Source organism: Streptomyces sp. NPDC002809 (assembly GCF_040295435.1).
In the GTDB taxonomy this organism is placed as follows: domain Bacteria; phylum Actinomycetota; class Actinomycetes; order Streptomycetales; family Streptomycetaceae; genus Streptomyces.
Map to the genome: position 1 here is coordinate 20,208 of NZ_JBEOVJ010000019.1, position 22,832 is coordinate 43,039.

Here is a 22,832-nt window from a genome sequence, read left to right on the forward strand (position 1 = left end):
TGTTCCGGTACGCCTTCCTCGCAGCGCAGTCCGCAGTCGCGGACACGCCGAAGGCTGCCGTGAGCCCCCTCGCAGCAGTTGTCGCAGCAGCGTTCACCGCTGCCGCAGCGCCCATCGGCGGCGCCCGAAGCTGACCCTCCTCCGACTGTCCGGCGGACCCCGCAAGGGGAGGGTCGGCCGGGCCCCGGGGTCTTCTCCTCCAGCTTCGCATCCCAAGGAATGAACCATGCCCAAGACGGCATACGTGCGCACCAAGCCGCACCTCAACATCGGCACCATGGGCCACGTCGACCACGGCAAGACCACCCTCACCGCCGCCATCACCAAGGTCCTCAGCGACCGCGGTACCGGCACGTTCGTCCCCTTCGACCGCATCGACCGGGCGCCCGAGGAGGCGCAGCGAGGCATCACCATCAACATCGCGCACGTCGAGTACGAGACCGGTACCCGGCACTACGCGCACGTCGACATGCCCGGACACGCCGACTACATCAAGAACATGGTCACCGGCGCCGCCCAGCTCGACGGGGCGATCCTCGTCGTCTCCGCGCTCGACGGGATCATGCCGCAGACCGCGGAGCACGTGCTGCTCGCACGTCAGGTGGGTGTCGACCACATCGTCGTCGCCCTCAACAAGGCGGACGCCGTGGATGACGGCGAGGACACGGTGCTGACCGACCTGGTGGAGCTGGAGGTGCGCGAACTGCTGTCCGCGCACGGCTACGGCGGCGACACCGTGCCCGTCGTGCGGGTGTCCGGCCTCCGGGCGCTGGAGGGCGACCCGCGCTGGACCGCGGCGGTCGAGGCGTTGCTCGACGCGGTCGACACGTATGTGCCGATGCCGGTGCGTTACACCGACGCGCCGTTCCTGCTGCCGGTGGAGAACGTCCTGACCATCACCGGCCGGGGCACGGTCGTCACCGGTGCCGTGGAGCGCGGCACCGTGCGTGTCGGCGACCGGGTTTCGGTGCTCGGCGCGGACATCGAGACGGTCGTCACCGGTCTGGAGACCTTCGGCAAGCCGATGGAGTCCGCCGAGGCCGGCGACAACGTCGCGCTGCTCCTGCGAGGGGTCGAGCGCGACCGGGTACGCCGCGGGCACGTCGTCGCGGCGCCCGGCAGTGTCACCCCCAGCCGGCGTTTCACCGCGCAGGTGTACGTCCTGTCGGGGCGCGAGGGCGGCCGCACCACTCCGGTCGCCACCGGCTACCGGCCGCAGTTCTACATCCGCACCGCCGACGTCGTCGGCGACGTGGACCTCGGTGCGGCGGCGGTCGCGCGGCCCGGTGAGACGGTCACCATGACCGTCGAGCTGGGCCGGGACGTACCGCTGGAGTCCGGTCTCGGTTTCGCCATCCGTGAGGGCGGCCGCACCGTCGGCGCGGGCACCGTGACCGGACTGCTCTGAGCGTACGGCTGCTGAGGGTTCGCCTCCCGTACCCCGCGGGAGGCGGACCCTTCGTTGTGCGCGAGCCCGGCACCCGGGGTGCTCCTGACCGGGGCCGGCGCCCGCGGTGCCGTCGCGTCGGCCGGGACCGCCCGGTTGCCCCCGAAGCCGTCGCCGCGGTCAGGAACAGCTGATCCCACGCCGCACAATAGGGGCGTGAACGAGTCGATACCCGTCATCCGCGACGTGGACCACGGCACCGCCAGGCTGCTCCCCGATGTGGACCGGGAGCGGGCCTGGCTGCTCACGGTCGACGGCGCACCCCAGTCGTATGTCGACCTGGACGCGCCCGAACACCTCGAGTTCGAGTACGCGCGACGGCTGGCCCACGTCGTCGACTGCGCGGCCGGAGCGGGCGAACCGCTGGACGTCCTGCACCTCGGCGGCGGAGCGCTCACCCTGCCCCGCTACGTCGCCGCGACGCGGCCGGGTTCCCGGCAGGAGGTCGCCGAGGCGGACCGAGGACTTCTGGACCTCGTCGACGAGCACCTGCCGCTGCCGGACCGCAGCGGGATCACGGTGCGTGCCGCGGACGCCCGCAGGCAGCTGGAGCAGACCGCTCCCGGCACGGTGGACGTGGTGATCGCTGATGTCTTCGGCGGCTCGCGGGTGCCCGCCCACCTCACGTCCGTTCCCTATGCGCAGGCTGCGGCACGGGCTCTGCGCACGGACGGCGTCTACGCGGCCAACCTGGCGGACGGGGCGCCCTTCGGCTTCCTGCGTTCGCAACTGGCCACCTTCGCGACCGTGTTCGGGGAGCTGGCACTGATCGCCGAGCCCGCGGTGCTGCGCGGGAGGCGCTTCGGCAATGTGGTCCTCGTCGCCTCGCGGTCCCCGATCGACATGGCGGCCCTGACCCGCCGCTGCGCCGCCGACGCGTTTCCGGCCCGGGTCGCGTACGGCGACGCGGTGGCCGCGTTCCTCAAGGGCGCCCGGCCCGTCGGCGACGACGAGGCGGTCGCCTCACCCGAGCCGCCCGACGGCGCCTTCAGTATCGGCTGACACCGGCGCGGACTTGACCAGCACCTCGGTGGACGTGGTCCTGCGCGTCAGATTGCGTACATCGGGCACGAACAGCACGGCGCCGGTCACCAGCACGATCAGACCGGCGCAGCCCCACAGCGCCTGACTGCGGCCGACCAGCGACTCCACCGGACCCGCGAGCGCGGTGGCGACGGGCATCATGGCGACCGAGCCGAACCAGTCGTACGCCGACACCCGGGAGAGCTTGTCCTCCGGGATCTCCTGGTGCATGGCCGTCATCCAGGAGACGCCGAACACCTCGATGGCCGCCCCGCTGACGAACATCACCGCGCAGAGTCCCGCCACCGGCAGCGGTACGGCGAGCCCCGCCGACGGCAGGGCGAGCGGGAAGACACAGAGAGTTCCGGCGAGCAGGAGCCGTCGCGGCTTCCACCGCATCATGAGGAACGCCCCGGCGAGCGTGCCGACACCGAATGCGGCGAGCGCGAAACCCCAGGGCCGGGCACCACCGAGCTCGTCCCGGGCGACCAGCGGCCCGTAGACCGCCTCAGCGGCCCCGACGGCGGCGACGACCACGGAGAACTGCGCCACGACGGCCCAGAGCCAGGGGCGCCCGATGAACTCCTGCCAGCCGTCCCGCAGATCGGCGAGCAGACCGCCACCGGGTTCCCGCGACGGGATGTGACCGACGTCGAGGAAGGCGCGCAGGGCACCCGCCAGGGCGAAGGCGGCGGCGTCGACGGCCAGCACCCAGCCCGGGTCCATCGCCGCGATCATGGCGCCGCCGAGCGCCGCACCGCCGATGGCCGCACCCTGCATCGACATTCTGAACAGGGCGAAGGCGCGGCTCGCCTGTTCGCCGCTGACGCTGGACATCAGCATGCCCTCGGCCGCCGGGTTGAAGAAGGCCTGCCCGGTGCCGCACAGAGCGGTCAGCAGCATCATCTGCCACAGCTGGGGGTCACCTGCCAGGACCAGCCAGGCGAAGACACCCTGTGAGACGAAGTTGAGGGCGTTGGCCGCGACCATGACGCGGTGACGCGGCAGTCGGTCCGCTATCGCCCCGCCGATCAGCAGGAAGAGAACCAGCGGCGCGGTCCTGGCGGCAGCCACCAGACCGACGTCCCCGCCGTCGCCGCCCGCCTGCAGAACCGCGAAAGCCGCCGCGATCAGCGCGCCATGGGTGCCCAGGCCCGTGATGATCGCGGCGGCGGTCAGCAGCCGGTAGTTGCGGCCCGCCGGGGTGGGGCGGTCCGAGCGGGGTGCGAGGTCGGCTGCGTCAGTCACTCAGGGACTATCGCGGCAGTGACCCCGTTGTGCCAAATGCATTCCGGCCGGGGTCAGGTCTCGGTGATCTTCACCAGCCGCACCGTGCTCAGGATCTTCTGGATCGTCGTGTCCGGCAGCTCGCCTTCGACTCCCGCCGCGCCGTACAGCACCCAGGAGGCGAACGCGCCGCTGCTGTTCTTGAAGGTGAAGGCGATGGTCTTGCCGTCGCTGTCGCACTTCGTCTTCTTGGTGACGTTCGGGGCGGTGGCGGTGACCACGCTGCCCGTCAGTCCCGACTTGGTGGTGTACTGCTTGGCCTTGCTGATCTTGATGGTCTTCTTCGGCATGTGCTGCGCGTACGCGGCCCACGCCCAGGTTCCCGCCTCGTTCCGGGCGTTCAGAGCGCCGTCCGTGGCGCCCTCCGCACCGCGGGTGCCGGTGCCGGCCAGGCTGTAGTTCTCCTTGGTGCCGTCCTTGTCCTCGTCGTCGACACACCACTTCTTCTTGAAGTCCGCGGGTGCGGTGAAGCCGATGAGCGGCGGCTTGTCCTCCTTCGACTCGTCCTCGAAGTAGGAGAAGATGCCGGGGGCCGCGACCTCCCAGTCGCCGGGCACGTCGAACTGCGTGCCCCACTTGGGGTTGGTCACGACCTTCCAGCCCGCGATGAGCGGCTTGGCGTCCCCGTCCGAGCCGCGCGGGTTCGCCTCGCCAGAGGACGCGGCGTCGGAGGGCTTGGCGGGCGCGGACGACTTCTTGTCGTCGGCGACGTTCTTGCCGTTCTCGTCGTCGTCCTTGTTCAGCACGACGACACCGGTGACCGCCGCGGCCACCACGACCGCGGTCGCCGCGACGATGGCGATGACGGTCGTCTTCTTCTTGTCGTTGCCGGGCTGGGGCCCGCCGGGCGGACCGGGCACCGCGTACTGCGGAACGGTCGGCTGCTGATACGGATTGGGCTGCGGGTATCCCGGCTGACCCGGCTGCGGGTAGCCGTATCCGGGCTGCTGCCCGGGCTGGCCCTGCTGCGGGTAGCCGTACCCGGGCTGCTGCTCGGGACCAGGCTGCTGGTACCCCGGCTGCTGATAGGGGTTCGGCTGCTGGTACCCCGGCTGCTGGTACGGGTTCTGGTTCTGGTCCTGCGGGTTTTGCTCGCCCCCGGGCGGCTGCTGTCCTGGCCACATGGCGAGTAACGATAGAGGTGCGCCGCCCGGGCGGCTACGGCCGCCCCCGTGAGCGGACGGTGAAGGATGCGGCCCGGTCACAGGCACATGTCCGCGGAGCCATGGCCAAACGCCACTACTCGTGAGTAACATCTGGCTCATGAGCGCTGAACAGATGACCGCCGGTGAGATGGTCGCCGCGTCGGTTCCTATGGTCCGGACCCTCAACCTCGAATTCCTGGAGTCGACCGCCGAACGCGCGGTGGTCCGCATGCCGGACCAGGCCGACTTCCACAACCATGTCGGCGGACCTCACGCCGGCGCCATGTTCACGCTGGCGGAGTCGGCGAGCGGAGCCATCGTCATGGCCGCCTTCGCCGACCAGCTGACGCGGGCCGTGCCGCTCGCGGTGAACGCCGAGATCGCCTACAAGAAGCTGGCCATGGGAGAGGTCACCGCGACCGCCACGCTCGGCCGTCCGGTGGCCGAGGTCGTCGCCGAGCTCGACGAGGGCAAGCGCCCCGAGTTCCCGGTGGCCATCCGGATCCAGCGCGCCGACGGTGGCGTCACCGGTGAGATGACCGTGCTCTGGACGCTGCGACCCAACTCCTGACCTCGGCCGTCCCCTCCCGGGGCCGCCACGCACCCGGGAGGGAGCGGGCGGCCCTTCGTGCTGTCCGGGGCGACGGGGCGGCGGGTAGGCTTCCCGCCGTGCGCCGAGGAGTTGTCCGGCGGGCGATGAGGACATCACTACGGAGGAACCGGCGTTGCACATCCAGGAATGGCTGGAGACCGTCCCCGCGATCAGCGTGTACGTCCTTGTGGGCGTCGTCATCGGGCTGGAGAGCCTGGGCATTCCACTGCCCGGCGAGATCGTCCTGATCAGCGCGGCGCTGCTGGCCGCCGGACACGACGGGATCAACCCCTGGGTCCTGGGCGCCTGCGCCACGGCAGGGGCGGTGATCGGCGACTCGATCGGCTACGCCATCGGCCGCAAGGGCGGACGGCCGCTGCTCGCCTGGCTCGGAGGAAGGTTCCCCCGGCACTTCGGTGAGAGCCAGATCGCCATGGCGGAGCGGTCGTTCCAGAAGTGGGGCATGTGGGCGGTCTTCTTCGGCCGCTTCGTCGCACTGCTGCGCATCTTCGCCGGACCGCTCGCGGGCGTCCTGCACATGCCGTACTGGAAGTTCCTGACCGCCAACGTGCTCGGCGGGATCGCCTGGGCGGGCGGCACCACGGCAGTCATCTACTCCGTGGGTGTCGTCGCCGAGGCGTGGCTCAAGCGGTTCTCGTACCTGGGGCTGGCGCTCGCGGTCCTGATCGGTCTCGCCTCGATGCTGATCATCAAGAACCGGGCCAAGAAGGCGGCCGCGCGGTCCGCGCCCGAGCCGGGGTCCGTACCGGTCGCCGACTGACGAGAGCAGGGACGGACCGGCCCGGGCCCGCACGCTCAGTCCTCGTGCCGGCCGGGCCCGCGCGCTCAGTCCTCGTGCGCCTGTCGGTGGGCCTTGGCCAGCTCCACGTAACCGACCGCGTTGAACTTGATGCCTTCGAGCTCCTCCTCGGTCAGCTGCCGCTTGACCTTGGCGGGCACGCCCGCGACGAGTGAACCCGGGGGCACGCGCATCCCCTGCGGGACGAGGGCCTGGGCGGCGATCAGTGAACCGGCACCGATGTGGGCGCCGTTGAGCACGGTGGCGCCCATGCCGACGAGGACGTCGTCCTCGATGGTGCAGCCGTGGAGTACGGCGTTGTGTCCGACCGAGACGCGCTCGCCGACCGTCACGGGGAAGCCGGGGTCGACGTGGACGCTGCAGTTGTCCTGGATGTTCGATGCGGCGCCGATGACGATCGGGCCGCAGTCCGCCCGCAGCACCGCGTGGTACCAGAGGCTGGAACCCGCGGCCATCGTGATCTCGCCGATCGCGACCGACGTCGGTGCGGTGAAGGCATCCGCGTGGATGACCGGCTCGTTGCCGCCCATGGCCTTGATCAACGCCTGCTCTGCCATCGCGTGTCCTTCCCAGCTCCGGTGATGCGGGTCGCGGTCGTCCGATCGCCGCCGGACGGACCCGCCCGGGAAACGGTAAGCGACGCGTGCGCGGCTCCGTGGGCCGGTGGGGTGAAGATCACAGGGCGGCGCTGCGGCCCCCCGCGGGCCCGCCGACTACCGTGTGCGAGTGCCGAAGAACAGAAACACGTTCTCCTTCCTGACCGCCTGGTGGCGGCGCGTCCTGTCCGGTGCCGTCCACGGCTGCTGGCGCTGGGTGCAGAAGACGGGTGCGGTCACGGCGGCACATCCCGGCGGGCTGCGTTTCGGCCGCATCGGCGAGGGCACCCGGCTGGCCTTCCCGCAGGGCACGGTGTTCGGGGAGCCGTGGATCGAGCTGGGCGCCCACTGCGTCATCGGTGAGCAGGTCACCCTGACGGCGGGGCTCATGCCCGATCTGGATCTAGGGCCCGATCCGATCCTGACGCTCGGGGACGGCGTGGTGCTGGGCCGCGGGAGCCATGTCGTCGCCGACACCACGGTGACCATCGGCGCGGACACGTACTGCGGCCCGTACGTCTACATCACCTCGACCAACCACAGCTACGACGACCCGCAGCAACCGGTCGGCAAGCAGTGGCCGCGGATGGAGCCGGTGGCCATCGGACCCGGCTGCTGGATCGGCACCGGAGCGGTGATCCTCCCGGGCGCCAGGCTCGGCCGGAACGTGGTGGTGGCCGCGGGCGCGGTGGTACGCGGCGAGGTGCCCGACCACGCGGTGGTGGCCGGGGCCCCGGCCCGTGTCGTGCGGAGCTGGGACGCCGAGAAGGGGTGGCAGCCGCCCCTGCGGACGCCGGCCCCGGTGCCGATCCCCGAAGGCGTCACACCGGAGCAGCTCCTGGCCGTGGCGGAGCTCGACGAGAGCTGAGGCCCGCCCGCCGAGTCGGCTCCGGGCGGGAACCGGCGGCGGCCGACGGCGCCCGTGCCGTGCGGCGATCGAGCGGCTGCCGTCGTCCGCGACGGCCGGGGGCCCCAGGGCGAACAGCGCTGTCATGAGCGGGCGTCGCAGTACAGTGCGCTGAACGGTTGGGTGTACCGCACCGTAGTGCAGTATTTTAACCCGGTCATCCATGATTTTGGACGGAACGTGACTGATCTCGACCAGCTGACCCAGTCCCTCGCGCGGAACCTCAAGCGCTGGCGGGGTGAGCGGGGCTTCACCCTGGACGCACTCGCCGCGCGTGCCGGGGTCAGCCGCGGAATGATCATCCAGATCGAACAGGCCCGCACCAACCCCAGCGTCGGCACCACGGTCAAGCTCGCCGACGCGCTCGGCATCAGCATCACCACACTGCTCGACCACGAACAGGGCGCACCGGTCCGGCTGGTCCCCGAGAGCCAGGCCGTCCTCATGTGGTCCACGAAGGCGGGGAGTTCCACCACCCTGCTGGTCGGGACCGAGGCCCGGGGCCCGCTGGAGCTCTGGTCCTGGCAGCTGATGCCCGGCGAAGGCAGCACGTCCGACCCGCACCCCGAGGGGACCGTGGAACTTCTCCACGTCACCGCCGGCACCCTCACCCTGGTCGTCGACGACACCGCGTACGCCGTGCCCGCCGGCACCTCCGCCACCTTCGAGGCGCACCACTCGCACGCCTACCGCAACGAAGGCTCCGAGCCGGTCGGCATCACCATGGCCGTATCGATCCCGCCCGTCAGGTGAGACACCCAACCGGAGAGGGGCGGGGGGTTGTTAGCGTTGCGCGCATGCGCGCCCCCATCGGCTCCTTCGAGGATGCCCTCCCCGCTGCCGACCGTCTCGAACTCCTCACCGCCCCGGTGGCCCGAGCGGTACGCGAAGGCTGGGGCGGCGTTCCCGCCGAGCAGATCATCCACGTCGACACGGACCCGGAGATCGCCGACACGGCGGCCTTCGTCGCGCACCACGGAGCCGACCTGCTGAACCGGTCGGCCAACTGCGTCGTGGTGGCGGGCAAGCGTGGCGGCGAGGTCACCCTGGCCGCCTGCCTGGTCCTGTCCCACTCCCGCGTCGACGTGAACGGCGCCGTCCGAAAGCACCTCGGCGCCCGCAAGGCCTCGTTCGCCCCGATGGACACGGCGGTCGGCGAGACGGGGATGGAGTACGGCGGCATCACGCCCGTCGGACTCCCGGACGGCTGGCCCTTGTTGATCGACTCCGCCGTGGTGGACGAGGAGTGGGTCCTCATCGGCAGCGGCACCCGCCGGGGCAAGCTGATCATGCCGGGCAAGGCGCTGGCGGCGCTGCCGGGCGCCGTCGTGGTCGAGGGCCTGGGGATCGTCGGCTGAGGCTGCCGGCCACCGGGTCAGAACGGTGGAGTGTCGGGGTGGCGGGGTGTTCGGTTAGCGCCCTTCAGCAAGTTGATGCAGCGCTCGTGCGTGTCGCCGACCCTGTCGACGACGCGTATCCGCACGAGGACGCTCTCCACCTTGCGCATGGCCGCCTCCGTGAACCAGCCGAGAAACATCAGACCTTCGGCCGGTATGGGGCGGCCGGGGCCCACGAAGTCCAGTTTGAAGTCCTCGCCGTGCTCGATGCCCAGCGACTCGATGGCAGCTGTCGCCTCCTGGCTGCTTCCCCACTCCGAAACGCCCCGTCCACCCGCCGGAGCGGAGGATTCGGTGAACCTGACCTGATAGCTGATGTCTTGGGTGATGGCGACGTCCTGTGCGCCGTTGATGAGGTGACAGCCCCAGGCGAGTCGGCCGCCGGGAGCCAGGCCCGCCATGGCGCGGCCGAAGTGGCCCAGTGCCGGTCGCACAGCGCGCGCGTACTGTGCTCGGGCCAGCGACACACCCAGGGTGCCGACCGCTGCGGTGGTCGCGCTCTGGACGTCCAGCAGCCTCAGTTTCCAGGGCCATGTGGCGGTGAGCCGGTCCGGCAGGTTCTCCCGCACTACGCTGTAGCACAGGAGCAGCAGAGCCACTCCTGCAAGAGCCAGTAGCAATCTTGAGAACAGTCCGTTCCTGCGGACCACCTGCTGCGCGGTTTCCACGGTCCCCTCCACCTCTCGGTGCCCGTGAAGAATCTAGAGCCTTATGCCGACGGGCAATAGGGGGCCTTTTCCCGGGCGTTCGGCGAATGCTCCGGCACATCACCGCGGTGCGCCGTCAGCCACTGCAGGGCAAACGTGACCGCAGCCGGGAACCGGCACAGCCGGCCCGTTGCGGAGCCCACCGGGGCGGTCCGGACAGCCGTGCCGTGGCCGGACCGCTCGAAGTCCGTGCCCAGCGCCGCGAAGTCGCTGTCGTCCAGAGCCACGTCCTCGTACTCCCACCACCGGCGCCCTGCGCGGTCCCGCACCACGCATCGGTAGGTGCGGCGGGGCGGGGACGGGACCCGGTACTCGGCGAGGTGGAACGCCGTGCAGGAGGCGAAACCGGTGCCGAGCAGGAGGATCTGGGCCCTCAGTTCATGCAGGCGGGCCAGCGGCGAGTCCTCGCCCAGGTGGCAGTCGGGGTGATGGTCCGCCACCACGTGGCCCGCCAGCGGGCCGAGCGCGGCGAAGGAGGTCTGAGGGTGCGCGCTGCGGGCGGAACCGGGGGTCAGACGCACCGTTTCGGAGAGCCGGCCCATCGACGGGGCCGCCGTGGTGGACGGATCGAACGCGGGCATCGCCGCCCGGACGGCTTCCCGGTCCCGCTCGCCGAGACCGCGGATCCGGGCGCGGTACTGCGGGGAGGTGTCGGAGTTCTCCGGGGTGAAGGCCGGGACCACCAGTGTGCCCGCGGGGCCCAGCGCGTCCCGCAGGGCGGCCACGACCGTATCCGCGCCGCCGTCCACCGCCCCCAGCGCGCGCAGCGACGCGTGCACCATCAGCACACCGCCTCGCTCGACGCCGAGCGAGGACAGCTGCCCGGCCAGACGGGCCCTGCTGTGCGGAACGGTCGGCACCCTCGGGGTGTGCGCAGCACTCACAGCAGGTCAGTGTCCCAGTCCGGAGCGGGGTGTGACACCCCGCACATGTGACCGGGCGCCCACGACGGGCTTTCGGTGGTCCGGTGCGGGGTGTCCGGGACGCCTGCGGCCGTCTACCGGCCCAGCGCGGGTATCTCGATGGCGGGGCAGCGGTCCATGACCATGTCGAGCCCGGCAGCCCTCGTGCGCTCGTACGCCTGCTCGTCGATCACGCCGAGCTGGAACCAGACCGCCGAGGCGCCGATGGCCACCGCCTCGTCCGCCACCGCACCGGCCAGCTCACTGTTGACGAAGACGTCCACCACGTCGACCGGAAAAGGGATGTCGGCCAGCGAGGCGTAGCCCACCTCTCCGTGCACCGGCTCGGCCTTGGGATGGACGGGTACCACCCGCTTGCCGAAGCGCTGGAGCACCTCGGCCACCCCGTAGGCGGCGCGCGAGCGGTTGCCGGACAGCCCCACCACCGCCCAGGTGTCGCCGGTGTCCTTGAGAATCCTGCGGATCGTCTCCGTGTCTGCGTACATGATCCGCACAACGGACGGCCGCTCCGGACCATTCCCACGGCTGCGCATAGGGTGGCCGGATGCAGGAGCAGTACCGGACAGTCGCCCGCGCGGGTGTGCACGAGACCGAGATCAACCGATCGCGCTTCATCTGCGCGGTCGCCCCCGCCGCCACCGAGCAGGACGCGCAGGACTTCGTCGCGCGCGTCCGAAGGGAACACCCGACCGCCACGCACAACTGCTTCGCGTACGTGATCGGCGCCGACGCCTCCGTGCAGAAGGCCAGTGACGACGGCGAGCCGGGGGGCACCGCCGGCGTCCCCATGCTGCAGATGCTGACGCGTCGCGAGATGCGATACGTCGTCGCCGTCGTCACCCGCTACTACGGCGGGGTGAAGCTCGGCGCCGGCGGACTGATCCGGGCGTACGGGGGAGTGGTCGGCGAAGCCCTGGACGCCATCGGCACGCTCACCCGCCGGCGATTCCGGGTCGTGACGGTCACCGTCGGCCATCAGCGCGCCGGGAGGCTGGAGAACGACTTGCGGGCCACCGGGCGCACCGTTCGCGAGGTCCGGTACGCGGAGGCCGTGACCATCGAGATCGGGCTGCCCGACGCCGAGGTCGAGGAGTTCCGGCGCTGGCTGGCCGATGCCACGGCGGGTGAGGCGGCACTGGAGCTGGGCGAGGAGGCCTACGGGGACGCCTGAGCCTGCGCTCGCTCCCACCTGCCCGGCGCCGCGGCCCCGGCTGCGGGGCGGAGCGCCCGGACCCGACTTCCCCGCAGCCGCCCCGTCGGCGTCCCCGGTGGTGGGAGACTGTGGTGCGTGAGGGAACAGGGGCAGGGGCGCGCAGCGTGGTGGGCGCCGTCACCGAGGCCCTGAGCCTGCAGGGTGCGCGGCCGGGCCGGACCCGGGGACGAGGAAACGAAACATGCAGGTCGGAGCCGGCTCTTGAGGATTTTGCACACATCGGACTGGCACCTGGGCCGGTCGTTCCACCGCGTCTCGTTGCACGAGGCGCAGGCCGCCTACCTGGACCACCTGGTGGCCACCGTGCGGGAGCAGGAGGTGGACGTCGTGCTCGTGGCGGGTGATGTGTACGACAGGGCCGTGCCGCCGCTCTTTGCCGTGGAGCTCTTCGACGACGCGCTGCACCGGCTCGCCGCTGCCGGGGTACCCACCGTGATGATCTCGGGGAACCACGACTCCGCCCGGCGGCTCGGCGTCGGCGCCGGACTCATGGGACGGGCCGGCATCCATCTGCGGACCGAGCCCGCCCACTGCGCCACCCCCGTCGTCATCCCGGACGCGTACGGCGACGTGGCGTTCTACGGCCTCCCCTATCTCGAACCCGCTCTCGTCAAGGACGTGTTCAAGGCGGAGCGGGCGGGGCACGAGGCCGTGCTGACGGCCGCCATGGACCGGGTCCGCGCCGATCTCGCCGAGCGGCCGGACGCCACCCGGTCCGTGGTCCTCGCCCACGCCTTCGTCGCGGGCGGCGAGCCGAGCGACAGCGAACGCGACATCACCGTCGGCGGAGTGGCGGCCGTCCCCGCCGGGGTCTTCGACGGGGTCGACTACGTGGCGCTCGGGCATCTGCACGGCTGCCAGACGGTCTCCGAGCGCGTCCGGTACTCCGGCTCCCCGCTCGCGTACTCGTTCTCGGAGGCCGCCCACCGCAAGACGATGTGGCTGATCGACCTCGACGCCACGGGCGCGCTCGCCGCGGAGCGGATCGACTGTCCGGTGCCCCGCCCCCTCGCCCGGCTCCGGGGCCGGCTCGACGACCTCCTGGACGACCCCGCCCTCGACCGGCACGAACACTCCTGGGTCGAGGCCACCCTCACCGACCCGGTCCGCCCGGCCGAGCCGATGGCCCGGCTCGTCGAGCGCTTCCCGCACACGCTCAGCCTCGTCCTCGAACCGGACCGGGCACCCGACGACCCGCACACCTCCTACGCCCAGCGGCTGCGGGGACGCGACGACCAGAGCATCGCGGAGGACTTCGTGGCCCACGTCCGGGGCGGGTACGGCACCGACGAGCACGAGCGGACGGTCCTGCGCAGCGCCTTCGACCACGTACGGGTCGACGACACCGTGCGCGAGGTGAACCGATGAGGCTCCACCGGCTCGACATCACCGCCTTCGGCCCGTTCGGCGCCACCCAGGAGATCGACTTCGACGCGCTGTCCTCGGCCGGACTCTTCCTGCTCCACGGCCCGACCGGCGCCGGCAAGACCTCGGTCCTCGACGCCGTCTGCTACGCCCTTTACGGGGCCGTGCCCGGTGCCAGGCAGAGCCCCGGCACATCGCTGCGCAGCGACCACGCCCCGGCGGACCTGCCCACCGAGGTCCGGCTCGAACTCACCGTCGGCGGGCGGCGCCTGGAGATCACCCGCCGCCCCGCCCAGCCCCGCCCCAAGAAGCGGGGCGGCGGCCACACCACGGAGAAGGCGCAGAGCCTCCTGCGTGCGTACGACGCCGAGCACGGCTGGCGGCCGCTGAGCCGCTCTCACCAGGAGATCGGTGAGGAGATCACGCAGCTCGTCGGGATGAGCCGGGAACAGTTCTGCCAGGTGGTGCTCCTGCCGCAGGGCGACTTCGCCCGCTTCCTGCGGGCCGACGCGGAGGCCCGGGGCAAGCTGCTCGGCAGGCTCTTCGACACCCGCCGCTTCGCGGCCGTCGAGGACCGCCTCGCCGATCTCCGCCGGGCCGCCGAGAACCAGGTCAGGGCCGGGGACGAACAGATCCTCTCGCTTGCCCAGCGGATCGCGCAGGCCGCAGGACCGGCCGGGCGTGAATGGCCGATGCCGGACGTCCATCCGGGCGAACCGGGACTCGCGGACGCCGTACTGGCATGGGCCGCGACATCCCGCAGCAGCGCGCGGGAGCGGCTCGAAATCGCCGCCGAGGTGCTGTCCGCGGCCGACAGCCGCCATGCGACCGCCAGGTCCGCTCTGGACGCCGAACGGGAGCTGGCCGCACTCCAGCAGAGGTACGCCGAGACCAGGCGTCGCGCCGCCGCGTCGGAGGCGGGCCGGTCCGGACACGACGACGCGCGGGAACAGCTGAGCCGGGCGCGCAAGGCGGACCGTGTCGCCCCGGCACTGGAACTGCGCGACGAGGCCGAGCGGGCGTACCGGCACGCGAGCGCGGCCCGCGACCGCTCGCGGTCCCGGCTGCCGGGCAGTCTGGCCGACGCCGGTGCCGAGCAGCTCGCTGCCCTGGAACGCAGACTGCGCGAGGAGCTCGGCGGACTGGACGCCGCGCGCCGTGCCGAACGGCGCAGCGCGGAGATCGACGACGAACGCACCACGCTTGAGAGGCAGGCGCGGGCCGATGACGAACTGATCCGCGACGCCGAGGGCTGGCTCGCCGGCTGGGAGGCCACCCGCAGCGGGCTGCACGCCCGAATCGAAGCGGCGCAGGAGGCCGCGACCCGCGCCGAACTGCTGGCCGGCCGGCTGGATCCGGCCCGGCGACGCCTGGACGCGGCCCTCCGCAGGGACACGCTGGCTGCCGAGTCGTCCTCTGCCGAGGACCGGCTCGCCGGGGCGCGCGAGCGCGCCCTGGGCACCCGTGAGCACTGGCTCGACCTGCGCGAGCGGCGACTGCGCGACATCGCGGCCGAACTCGCGCGGGAACTCGTCGAGGGCGAGGCCTGTACCGTCTGCGGCTCCGCCGACCATCCGAAGCCGGCCCGAGCCGGGGACGGGCATGTCGACCAGGCGACGGAGGACGCCGCGGAGGCCGCCCACCGGCGTGCCGAGCAGGCGCGGACCGATGCGGAGCACGCGCTCGGCGCCGTACGCGAACGCTATGCGGCAGCGCGTGCGGAGGCCGTGGAGGGCGCGGAAGCGGCCGGTGCCGACAGCGCGGCGGCGGACCCGACGGCCGACGCGCTTGCCGCGCTCGTGGACACACTGACCCGTGAGCACGCGCAGGCGTACCGGACCGCCGCCGGGATGCACGCCGCGCGCGAGGCGCTCGCGGCCGCCGAGCGAGAGCAGTCGCAGCGGGCCGAGGACCGGCAGCAGGCCGAACGCCGGGCTGCGGCCCGCACCTCCCGTCGCGAGGGCCTCGACAGTGAACAGGCCGCCCTGGAAGAGGTGCTGGCGCAGGCACGCGGCGAGTCGGGCAGCGTCACCGAACACGCCACCCTCCTGCAGAACCGGGTCACTCTGCTCGTGGACGCTGCCACGACGGTGCGCGACGAAGAGGGCGCGGCAGCGCGGCTCAAGGAGGCCGACGGCCGGCTCGCGGACGCCGCGTTCCGGGCCGGCTTCGAGACGCCGCAGGCCGCGGCGGACACCCTGCTCGCCGACTCCGGACAGCGTGCGCTTCAGCACCGCATCGACGCCTGGCAGGCCGAGGCGGCCGCGGTGGCCGACCGGCTGGCCGAGACCGACGCCCGTGCGGCCGCCGACCGAGCCCCGGCCGCTCCGGAGGCCGCGCGTACGGTGTACGACGCTGCCGAACGCCTGCTGCGGGACGCGTCGGCAGCCCTCGCGTCGGCACGGGAGCGCTGCGCCGAGCTCGGCCGGCTCTCCCACCGCGCGACCGACGAGGTGCGTGGACTGGGGCCGGTGCGTGAGGAGTACGAACGGGTCGCACGGCTCGCCGGGCTCACCGCAGGCACGTCCGCGGACAACGAACGCAAGATGCGGCTGGAGTCGTACGTGCTCGCCGCCCGTCTCGAACAGGTGGCGGCGGCCGCCACCGCCCGGCTTCGGCGAATGTCGTCGGGCCGCTATCAGCTGGTCCACTCCGATGCCCGCACCGGAGGCCGCCGGGCCGGTCTCGGCCTGCACGTCATCGACGCCTGGACGGGGCGCGAGCGCGACACGGCCACGCTCTCCGGCGGTGAGACGTTCTTCGCCTCGCTCGCCCTGGCGCTCGGCCTCGCCGACGTGGTGACCGACGAGGCGGGCGGCGTACGACTGGACACCCTGTTCATCGACGAGGGTTTCGGCAGCCTCGACGAGCAGACCCTCGACGAGGTGCTCGACGTGCTGGACTCCCTGCGCGAACGGGACCGCAGCGTGGGCATCGTCAGCCATGTCGGCGATCTGCGCCGGCGTATCCCCGCCCAGCTCGAAGTGGTGAAGGAACGGCACGGATCAGCAGTGCGGCACCGGACCGCGGACGGAGTCAGCGGCTGACCGCCCGCCGCGGCAGCGGCGAGGAGTAGACGACGCTGGTGGTGACGGAGCCGAGGGAACCGATCTTCCCGGAGACCGCCTCCAGATGCTTCATGGAGCGGGCTGTCACCTTCAGCACGAAGCAGTCGTCGCCGGTGACGTGATGGGCCTCCACGACCTCCGGTGTCGTGTCGAGGAGGTCGTGGAACGGCTTGTAGTTGCCGTTCGGATACCGCAGCCGCACCAGGGCGAGAATCGGCAGACCGAGACGCTCCGGGTCGACCACCGCCGCGTACCCGCTGATGATCCCGGCCTCCTCCAGCCGGCGCACCCGCTCCGTCACGGCGCTCGACGACATGGCGACTGCCCGCGCGAGCTCGGCGAACGTCGCGCGTCCCTCGCGCTGGAGGACGTCGAGAATGCGCCAGTCGGTGGCGTCCGGGGAATAGTCGGTCATGTGAAAAGGAAACAGGGGATTCCCCGGCCGGACAAGAGGTGTGCCGGGGATCTCATCTTCCGGGGAACGGTCACCGGTCATAGGTTTTCAAGCATGACTCCGCAGCTCACCGCTACCGCTACCGCCATCGACACTGCCGTGAACCCGGTGCTTCGCATCCCGCCCGCAGCTCCGGCCGCGGCCGCCGCCTACTTCGGAGCCTCGCTCGCGTTCCACGCCGATGTCTCGGACGTCGCCGCGGCACTGGCGGCCGACGGCGACCCCGGCTTCGTACTCCTCGACTCCCGCTCCACCGCGTCCTGGGACCAGGGACACGTCCCAGGTGCGCTGCACCTGCCGACGGCGCTCATCGCCGAACAGGCACGGGACCTGCTCGACCCCGCCGTGCCCGTGGTCACCTACTGCTGGGGACCGGGTTGCAACGGCGCCACCCGTGCCGCGCTCGCTCTCGCCGAACTCGGCTATCAGGTCAAGGAGATGCTCGGTGGTTTCGAGTACTGGGCGCGAGAGGGCTTCGAGTTCGAGACCTGGCAGGGGCGCGCGCGGCGCACAGCGGACCCGCTCACCGCACCGGGCGAATCCGACGACTGCGGGTGCTGACACCGTCCTGCTGGTCCCGGGTGAATCCGACGACTGCGGATGTTGACACCGTCCTGCTGGTCCCGGGTGAATCCGACGACTGCGGATGTTGACACCGTCCGGCCGGTCCCGGGTGACATGCCCGTGGACCGGCCGGCACTCCTGTCAGAGCTTCGACAACTCGTCGACCAGGTCGTCCAGGCCCAGCGGCCCCTGGGACAGGGCTGCCATGTGCCAGGACTTGAGGTCGAAGTCGTCGCCGTGTGCCGCACGGGCGTTCTCCCGGCCGATCAGCCAGGCGCGCTCGCCCAGCTTGTAGCCGATGGCCTGACCCGGCATCGAGAGATAGCGGGTCAGCTCACTCTCCACGAAATCGGCGGGCCGGCCGCTGTGGTTGCCGAAGAACTCCTGGGCCAGATCCGGCGTCCACCGCTCACCGGGGTGGAACGGCGAGTCGGCGGGGATCTCCAGCTCCGCGTGCATACCGATGTCCACGATCACCCGGCAGGCCCGCATCATCTGAGCGTCCAGATAGCCCAGCCGGCGTTCGGCGTCGGGCAGGAAGCCCAGCTCGTCCATCAGACGCTCCGCGTACAGCGCCCAGCCCTCGGCGTTCGCGCTGACGATGCCGATGGACGCCTGGTAGCGCGACAGGCTCTCGGCGACATGGACCCACTGGGCGAGCTGGAGGTGATGGCCGGGAACGCCCTCGTGGTACCAGGTGGAGACCAGGTCGTACACCGGGAACCGGGTCTCACCCATCGTCGGCAGCCAGGTGCGTCCGGGGCGCGAGAAGTCCTCGGACGGTCCCGTGTAGTACGGTGCCGCGGCGCCGCCGGGGGGAGCGATGCGGGACTCCACCGTGCGGACCCGCTCGGCGAGTTCGAAGTGCGTGCCGTCCAGGGCCTCGATCGCTTCGTCCATCAGGCTCTGCAGCCACGCCTGGACCTCGTCGACCCCTTCGATGTGCTTCCCGTGCACATCGAGATGGGCCAGCGCCTCCCAGGGACCCGCGCCCGGCAGCACCTTCTCGGCCTCGGTCCGCATCTCGGCGAGCAGCCGGTGGTACTCCGACCAGCCGTACGCGTACGCCTCGTCGAGGTCCAGGTCGGTGCCGTTGAAATAGCGCGACCAACGGGCGTACCGCTCACGGCCCACCGTGTCCGGCGCGCCCTCGATCGCGGGGGCGTACACCTCCCGGACCCAGTCCCGCAGTTCCCCCAGTGACCGGGCGGCCTGCGCCGCGGCGGCTACCAGCTCGGTGCGCAGCGTGTCCGGGCCGGCGGCGGCGAAGTCCTGGAAGAACCCCGTCGTGCCGTCGCCGGTCCACTCGTCGAGCTGGCCGACGAAGGTGGCGGTGGCGCGCGGACCGCCGTACAGCTTCCGCTCCAGGCCGAGCGCGAGGGACTCGCGGTAGCCGGACAGTGCGGCCGGAACCGCCTTGAGGCGCTCGACGACGGCCGCCCAGTCCTCGTCCGTGTCGGTGGGCGTGACCGTGAACACCTCACGGATCGCGTGGACCGGAGAATGCAGGTTGGAAACGGCCCGCAGTGCCTCATCGGCTTCGTGGACGGCGAGTTCGGCCGTCAGACGCTCACGGAGGAGGCGGCCGCAGCGGCGCTCGGCGTCGTCGGCGGCGCCGGGGAGCTGCTCCGCGCGGTCGAGCCGTACGAGCGTGGTGCGGGCCAGCTCGGCCAGTGCTTCCTGGCCGGCGGGGGAGAAGTCGGGAAGGTGGCGCGAGCTCTCCGCGACACCCAGATAGGTGCCGGAGATCGGATCGAGTTCGATGAATGCGTCGACGTAGGTGTCGGCTACCTGGCGAGGCAGCGCGCTGCTCGGAGTGTCTGACATATGGACATCCTCGTACGGGGAGGGCCTCCGCGTCACTACCGACCGGCACCATGGGCCTGACCCGGCCCCCCCTCGGCCGCCCGGGCCGCGGGCGGCAGCAACGGACCGCATTCCCACTGCTGGAATATCAGCCGTGTCTCCACGCGGGCCACTTCGCGCCGGGAGGTGAACTCGTCCAGGACCAGACGCTGAAGATCGGCGGTGTCGGTCACTGCCACGTGGACCAGATAGTCGTCGGGGCCGGTCAGGTGGAAGAGCGCACGGGACTCGGGCAGCGTCCTGATCCGGTCGACGAACGGGCCGATGAGCTCCCGGCGGTGCGGACGGACCTGCACGGAGAGGAAGGCCTCAAGACCGCGGCCCATCCTGGCCGGGTCCAGTCGCAGTTGATGGCCGAGGATGACGCCCGTGCGGCGCAGCCTGGTGACCCGGTCCAGGCAGGTCGAGGGAGCGACCCCGACCTCGGCCGCGAGCTCGCGGTACGTGGTCCGGGCATCGTTCTGAAGCAGCCGCAGAATGTGCAGATCCACCGTGTCGAGAGCGACGGAATCAGTCATTCACCGAACGTAGCACGGTGGATTGTGCTACTGGCCCGGTGGCTGTTCAGAGTGAGCGCATGGACATTCAACCCTCGATGGCGCCCTCGACGACACCCTCGTACAGGGCACAGGCCACCGAAGCCGTGCACGCCGGACGCGAAGACCTCGCAGCACTCGGCCTGCACGCCCCGCCGATCGACCTGTCCACCACCTACCCCTCGTACGACTCCAGGGGCGAGGCGGAACGGATCGACTCCTTTGCCGCCACCGGCGCCCGGCTCGACGGTCCGCCCGTCTACGCGCGGCTCGACAATCCGACCACTGCCCGTTTCGAAACGGCCCTGGCGCGCCTCGAAGGGACCGCGAGCGCCGTGGCGTTCGCCAGCGGAATGGCCGCACTCACCGCCGTTCTGCTGGCTCGCGCGAGCATGGGGCTGCGTCATGTGGTGGCGGTGCGTCCGCTCTACGGCTGCAGCGACCATCTGCTGGGTGCGGGGCTCCTCGGCACGGAGGTGACCTGGACGGATCCCGCGGGCATCGCCGAAGCGATCCGCCCCGACACGGGGCTGGTGATCGTCGAGACGCCGGCCAACCCGACCCTTGCGGAAGTGGACATCAGGGCGGTCGCGCACTCCTGCGGCTCGGTACCGCTGTTGGTCGACAACACCTTCGCCACCCCGGTTCTCCAGCGGCCTGTCGAGCACGGGGCACGGATCGTGCTGCACAGCGCGACGAAGTACCTGGGCGGCCACGGCGACGTGATGGGCGGGGTCGTCGCCTGCGACGAGGAGTTCGCGGCCCGGCTGCGCCAGGTGCGCTTCGCCACCGGTGGGGTGCTCCACCCGATGGCGGGATACCTGCTGCTGCGCGGTCTCGCCACGCTGCCGGTGCGCGTCCGGGCCGCGTCCGCCAACGCCGCGGAACTCGCCCGCCGGCTCTCCTCCGACCCGAGGATCGCTCGCGTGCACTACCCGGAACTGGGTGGCGCGATGGTGTCCTTCGAGGTTTACGGAGACCCGCACCGGGTGATCGCCGCGGTACGGCTGATCACGCCCGCCGTCAGTCTCGGCAGTGTGGACACCTTGATCCAGCACCCGGCCTCCATCAGCCACCGCATCGTGGATGAAGGAGACCGCCAGTCCTCGGGGGTCGGCGACCGGCTGCTGCGCATGTCGGTCGGGCTGGAGGACGTGGAGGACCTCTGGGCCGATCTGTGCCAGGCGTTGAGCGGTGAGGAGCCCGTACGCCAGGCGGTCAGCGCTCCGCCTGCTCGTACGGTGGCAGGGGTCGTACCGGCGTCGCTCCCAGCCGGGCGGTGATCACGAGCGTCCCTTCCTCGATCTGATAGTCGAGCGGCAGCGAGAGCGCGCGCATGGCGGCGACCATTCCGGTGTTCGATGCCTGGGTGACGGCGTAGACGCTCTCGCAGCCCGCCTCGACGGCGAGCGCCACGAGGCGGCCCAGCAGCTCGGAGCCGATGCCGCGACGCTGCCAGTCGTCCTCGACGAGCAGGGCGACCTCGGTCTCGTCCCCGTCCCAGAGGAGATGGCCGAGGGCCACCGTCCGGCCGGAGGCCGTCTGCACGGCGAGGGTGCGGCCGAAGCGCGGGCTCAGCAGGTGGTCGAGATAGCGGTCGGCGTCCCGGACCGGCCCGTGGTAGCGCAGCCGCAGGGTCTGTTCCGAGCAGCGGTCGTGCATGGCCCTGGCCGCTTCGAGGTCGCTGCGGTCTGCCCGGCGCACGGTGATCGCGTTGCCCTCGGGCAGGGTGAGTACGTGCTCGCTGCGCGGGACGCGGGGGCCGAGCCGGGCGTCGAGCTCGACCAGGGCGCGTGCCCGGGCGAACTCCGTCGGTGTGAAGGGGAGATAGGGACGCTCGACGGTGATGACGCCGCCCGACGGATCGCGCAGCCGCATCACCGTCTCCTCCAGCACTCCCTCCACGGGCGCCGTTTCACCGGTGGCGCGTCCGGTGATCGACACGGCGGGGAGCGAGTGGATGGTGCACCGGCCGAGCAGTTGACGCAGAGCCAGGGGGAGTTCCGCGGCGTCGAGGGCTGTGCGGGTGGCGAGGCTGAGCACCCGGGTCGGGGTGTCCACCAGATCGTGGGCGTCGGCACGCTCGATCCAGGTGGAGGTGCCGCCCGATTCGGAGATGGCCCGGGTCAGTTGCGCGGCGGGCAGTGCGGCGGGCGCACGCAGCAGGAACTCGTCGACCGTGCCCTCGGCCAACGGATGGGTCTGGAGGGTCAGGATGTCGATCCGGTGGCGGGCCAGCACGATGCAGAGTGCGGCCAGGCTGCCCGGGGCGTCCCGGACCGTCGTGCGCATCCGCCACAGCACCGTCTCGGCTGCGGCGTCCGGCGACGGGGCGTCGGAAGCCGCGACCGGCTGTACGGCCGGGTCGTGAGCGACGCCCGGGCCGTCGGTATCCGGCGGTGGTGCGTGACTGTGGCGGCGTGCCCACCAGGTGTGGAACGCGGCGGTGGCGGTCAGTGCCACGGCCGAGGCGATGAGCAGATACGGGCCGTCCGGCTGGTGTCCGATCAGGTTGGCGATCGCGTCGGCGACGGCGACCGCGGTGAACAGGGCGGCGAGTTCAATGAGGTCCCGGCGCCAGTGGTGGGGGCGGCGGGCACTCTTCGCGGAGGTCACATCAGTCATGACCTCACTGTGACCGAGCGGTGTTGCCTGATCACGAACGCCTTGTGACCGATGGGTTAAGTATGGATCTAGTCGCCTATCGTCCAATTTTGGCCAGTTGGCAAGTCATTATTGAGCGGGGTCAGGGCGGGGCCAGAGCGGCCCGATTTCCGTTTCGCCGGGGTGTGAGGCGGTGCAGCGTTTCCGGCCCGGGTCGGCCGGGCCGGGCCGACGGGGCGGGCGGGCGGACGGGGGCGGGCGGGCGGTGCGGCGTTCCCTCGCGGGGGCGGCCGGGCGGTGGGGGCAGGCGGCACGGGC

22 protein-coding genes are annotated in these 22,832 nt (G+C 71.6%); 12 read left to right on the forward strand and 10 right to left on the reverse strand.

Annotated features, from left to right (window positions below; genetic code table 11):
• Window positions 1-226: 226 nt before the first annotated feature.
• On the forward strand, window positions 227-1,408 hold the full coding sequence (tuf, locus tag ABT025_RS14460; RefSeq protein ID WP_350993695.1) for an elongation factor Tu: 1,182 nt from the start codon (window positions 227-229) through the stop codon (window positions 1,406-1,408).
• Between the two features lie 195 nt (window positions 1,409-1,603).
• Complete coding sequence (locus tag ABT025_RS14465) at window positions 1,604-2,449, forward strand: spermidine synthase (protein ID WP_350993697.1); 846 nt, start codon at window positions 1,604-1,606, stop codon at window positions 2,447-2,449.
• Here the strand turns inward: ABT025_RS14465 and ABT025_RS14470 are convergent.
• Both ABT025_RS14470 and ABT025_RS14475 read right to left on the reverse strand, forming a co-directional pair.
• Window positions 2,411-3,718 (reverse strand): MFS transporter, encoded by a 1,308-nt coding sequence (locus ABT025_RS14470; RefSeq protein WP_350993699.1) that lies wholly within the window; start codon window positions 3,716-3,718, stop codon window positions 2,411-2,413. The two genes, ABT025_RS14465 and ABT025_RS14470, sit on opposite strands and share 39 nt — an antisense overlap.
• A gap of 53 nt (window positions 3,719-3,771) precedes the next feature.
• On the reverse strand, window positions 3,772-4,881 hold the full coding sequence (locus ABT025_RS14475; protein ID WP_350993701.1) for a DUF8017 domain-containing protein: 1,110 nt from the start codon (window positions 4,879-4,881) through the stop codon (window positions 3,772-3,774).
• A 154-nt stretch (window positions 4,882-5,035) separates the two neighbouring features.
• Between ABT025_RS14475 and ABT025_RS14480 the strand changes: the two genes are divergently transcribed.
• The gene (locus ABT025_RS14480; protein ID WP_350993865.1) at window positions 5,036-5,473 is read left to right on the forward strand and encodes a DUF4442 domain-containing protein; all 438 of its coding nucleotides are present in this window, start codon (window positions 5,036-5,038) and stop codon (window positions 5,471-5,473) included.
• Between the two features lie 154 nt (window positions 5,474-5,627).
• Entirely contained in the window at window positions 5,628-6,275 is a 648-nt protein-coding gene (locus ABT025_RS14485; RefSeq protein WP_350993703.1) for a DedA family protein, read from the forward strand.
• Between the two features lie 65 nt (window positions 6,276-6,340).
• Here the strand turns inward: ABT025_RS14485 and ABT025_RS14490 are convergent, their stop codons facing one another.
• On the reverse strand, window positions 6,341-6,871 hold the full coding sequence (locus tag ABT025_RS14490; protein ID WP_350993705.1) for a gamma carbonic anhydrase family protein: 531 nt from the start codon (window positions 6,869-6,871) through the stop codon (window positions 6,341-6,343).
• A 169-nt stretch (window positions 6,872-7,040) separates the two neighbouring features.
• Here ABT025_RS14490 and ABT025_RS14495 point away from each other — a divergent pair, with 169 nt between their 5' ends.
• The 3 genes from ABT025_RS14495 (at window position 7,041) to ABT025_RS14505 (ending at window position 9,175) form a co-directional block, all read left to right on the forward strand.
• On the forward strand, window positions 7,041-7,778 hold the full coding sequence (locus ABT025_RS14495; protein WP_350993707.1) for an acyltransferase: 738 nt from the start codon (window positions 7,041-7,043) through the stop codon (window positions 7,776-7,778).
• 219 nt (window positions 7,779-7,997) lie between these two features.
• Complete coding sequence (locus ABT025_RS14500) at window positions 7,998-8,570, forward strand: helix-turn-helix domain-containing protein (RefSeq protein ID WP_350993709.1); 573 nt, start codon at window positions 7,998-8,000, stop codon at window positions 8,568-8,570.
• Window positions 8,571-8,614: 44 nt separating this feature from the next.
• Window positions 8,615-9,175: a YbaK/EbsC family protein gene (locus ABT025_RS14505; protein ID WP_350993711.1), complete on the forward strand. Its 561-nt coding sequence runs from the start codon at window positions 8,615-8,617 to the stop codon at window positions 9,173-9,175.
• A gap of 17 nt (window positions 9,176-9,192) precedes the next feature.
• Here ABT025_RS14505 and ABT025_RS14510 read toward each other — a convergent pair whose 3' ends face one another.
• The 3 genes from ABT025_RS14510 to ABT025_RS14520 form a co-directional block, all read right to left on the reverse strand.
• A complete protein-coding gene (locus ABT025_RS14510) occupies window positions 9,193-9,882 on the reverse strand; it encodes a hypothetical protein (RefSeq protein ID WP_350993713.1) in 690 nt (229 codons plus the stop codon).
• 41 nt (window positions 9,883-9,923) lie between these two features.
• Window positions 9,924-10,805, reverse strand: a complete 882-nt coding sequence (locus ABT025_RS14515; RefSeq protein WP_502971947.1) for an AAC(3) family N-acetyltransferase — start codon at window positions 10,803-10,805, stop codon at window positions 9,924-9,926.
• 113 nt (window positions 10,806-10,918) lie between these two features.
• The gene (locus ABT025_RS14520; protein WP_350993715.1) at window positions 10,919-11,329 is read right to left on the reverse strand and encodes a CoA-binding protein; all 411 of its coding nucleotides are present in this window, start codon (window positions 11,327-11,329) and stop codon (window positions 10,919-10,921) included.
• Window positions 11,330-11,388: 59 nt separating this feature from the next.
• On the opposite strand from ABT025_RS14520, the gene ABT025_RS14525 reads away from it, so the two are divergent.
• The 3 genes from ABT025_RS14525 to ABT025_RS14535 all read left to right on the forward strand — a co-directional run bounded on the left by ABT025_RS14525 (window position 11,389) and on the right by ABT025_RS14535 (window position 16,469).
• Complete coding sequence (locus ABT025_RS14525) at window positions 11,389-12,015, forward strand: YigZ family protein (protein ID WP_350993717.1); 627 nt, start codon at window positions 11,389-11,391, stop codon at window positions 12,013-12,015.
• 243 nt (window positions 12,016-12,258) lie between these two features.
• A complete protein-coding gene (locus ABT025_RS14530) occupies window positions 12,259-13,425 on the forward strand; it encodes an exonuclease SbcCD subunit D (RefSeq protein ID WP_350993719.1) in 1,167 nt (388 codons plus the stop codon).
• The gene (locus ABT025_RS14535) at window positions 13,422-16,469 is read left to right on the forward strand and encodes an AAA family ATPase (protein WP_350993721.1); all 3,048 of its coding nucleotides are present in this window, start codon (window positions 13,422-13,424) and stop codon (window positions 16,467-16,469) included. Before ABT025_RS14530 ends, ABT025_RS14535 begins: the two co-directional genes overlap by 4 nt.
• Here the strand turns inward: ABT025_RS14535 and ABT025_RS14540 are convergent.
• Window positions 16,459-16,905 (reverse strand): Lrp/AsnC family transcriptional regulator, encoded by a 447-nt coding sequence (locus ABT025_RS14540; protein ID WP_350993723.1) that lies wholly within the window; start codon window positions 16,903-16,905, stop codon window positions 16,459-16,461. The genes ABT025_RS14535 and ABT025_RS14540 overlap by 11 nt on opposite strands.
• A gap of 93 nt (window positions 16,906-16,998) precedes the next feature.
• Between ABT025_RS14540 and ABT025_RS14545 the strand changes: the two genes are divergently transcribed.
• Window positions 16,999-17,505 (forward strand): rhodanese-like domain-containing protein, encoded by a 507-nt coding sequence (locus tag ABT025_RS14545; protein ID WP_350993725.1) that lies wholly within the window; start codon window positions 16,999-17,001, stop codon window positions 17,503-17,505.
• Between the two features lie 144 nt (window positions 17,506-17,649).
• Here ABT025_RS14545 and ABT025_RS14550 read toward each other — a convergent pair whose 3' ends face one another.
• Both ABT025_RS14550 and ABT025_RS14555 read right to left on the reverse strand, forming a co-directional pair.
• Complete coding sequence (locus tag ABT025_RS14550) at window positions 17,650-19,335, reverse strand: DUF885 domain-containing protein (protein WP_350993727.1); 1,686 nt, start codon at window positions 19,333-19,335, stop codon at window positions 17,650-17,652.
• A gap of 35 nt (window positions 19,336-19,370) precedes the next feature.
• Entirely contained in the window at window positions 19,371-19,892 is a 522-nt protein-coding gene (locus tag ABT025_RS14555) for an Lrp/AsnC family transcriptional regulator (RefSeq protein WP_350993729.1), read from the reverse strand.
• A 59-nt stretch (window positions 19,893-19,951) separates the two neighbouring features.
• Here ABT025_RS14555 and ABT025_RS14560 point away from each other — a divergent pair, with 59 nt between their 5' ends.
• Complete coding sequence (locus ABT025_RS14560) at window positions 19,952-21,193, forward strand: trans-sulfuration enzyme family protein (RefSeq protein ID WP_350993731.1); 1,242 nt, start codon at window positions 19,952-19,954, stop codon at window positions 21,191-21,193.
• On the opposite strand, the gene ABT025_RS14565 is transcribed toward ABT025_RS14560, so the two are convergent.
• Complete coding sequence (locus ABT025_RS14565; protein WP_350993734.1) at window positions 21,129-22,535, reverse strand: GNAT family N-acetyltransferase; 1,407 nt, start codon at window positions 22,533-22,535, stop codon at window positions 21,129-21,131. The genes ABT025_RS14560 and ABT025_RS14565 overlap by 65 nt on opposite strands.
• Window positions 22,536-22,832: the final 297 nt, after the last annotated feature.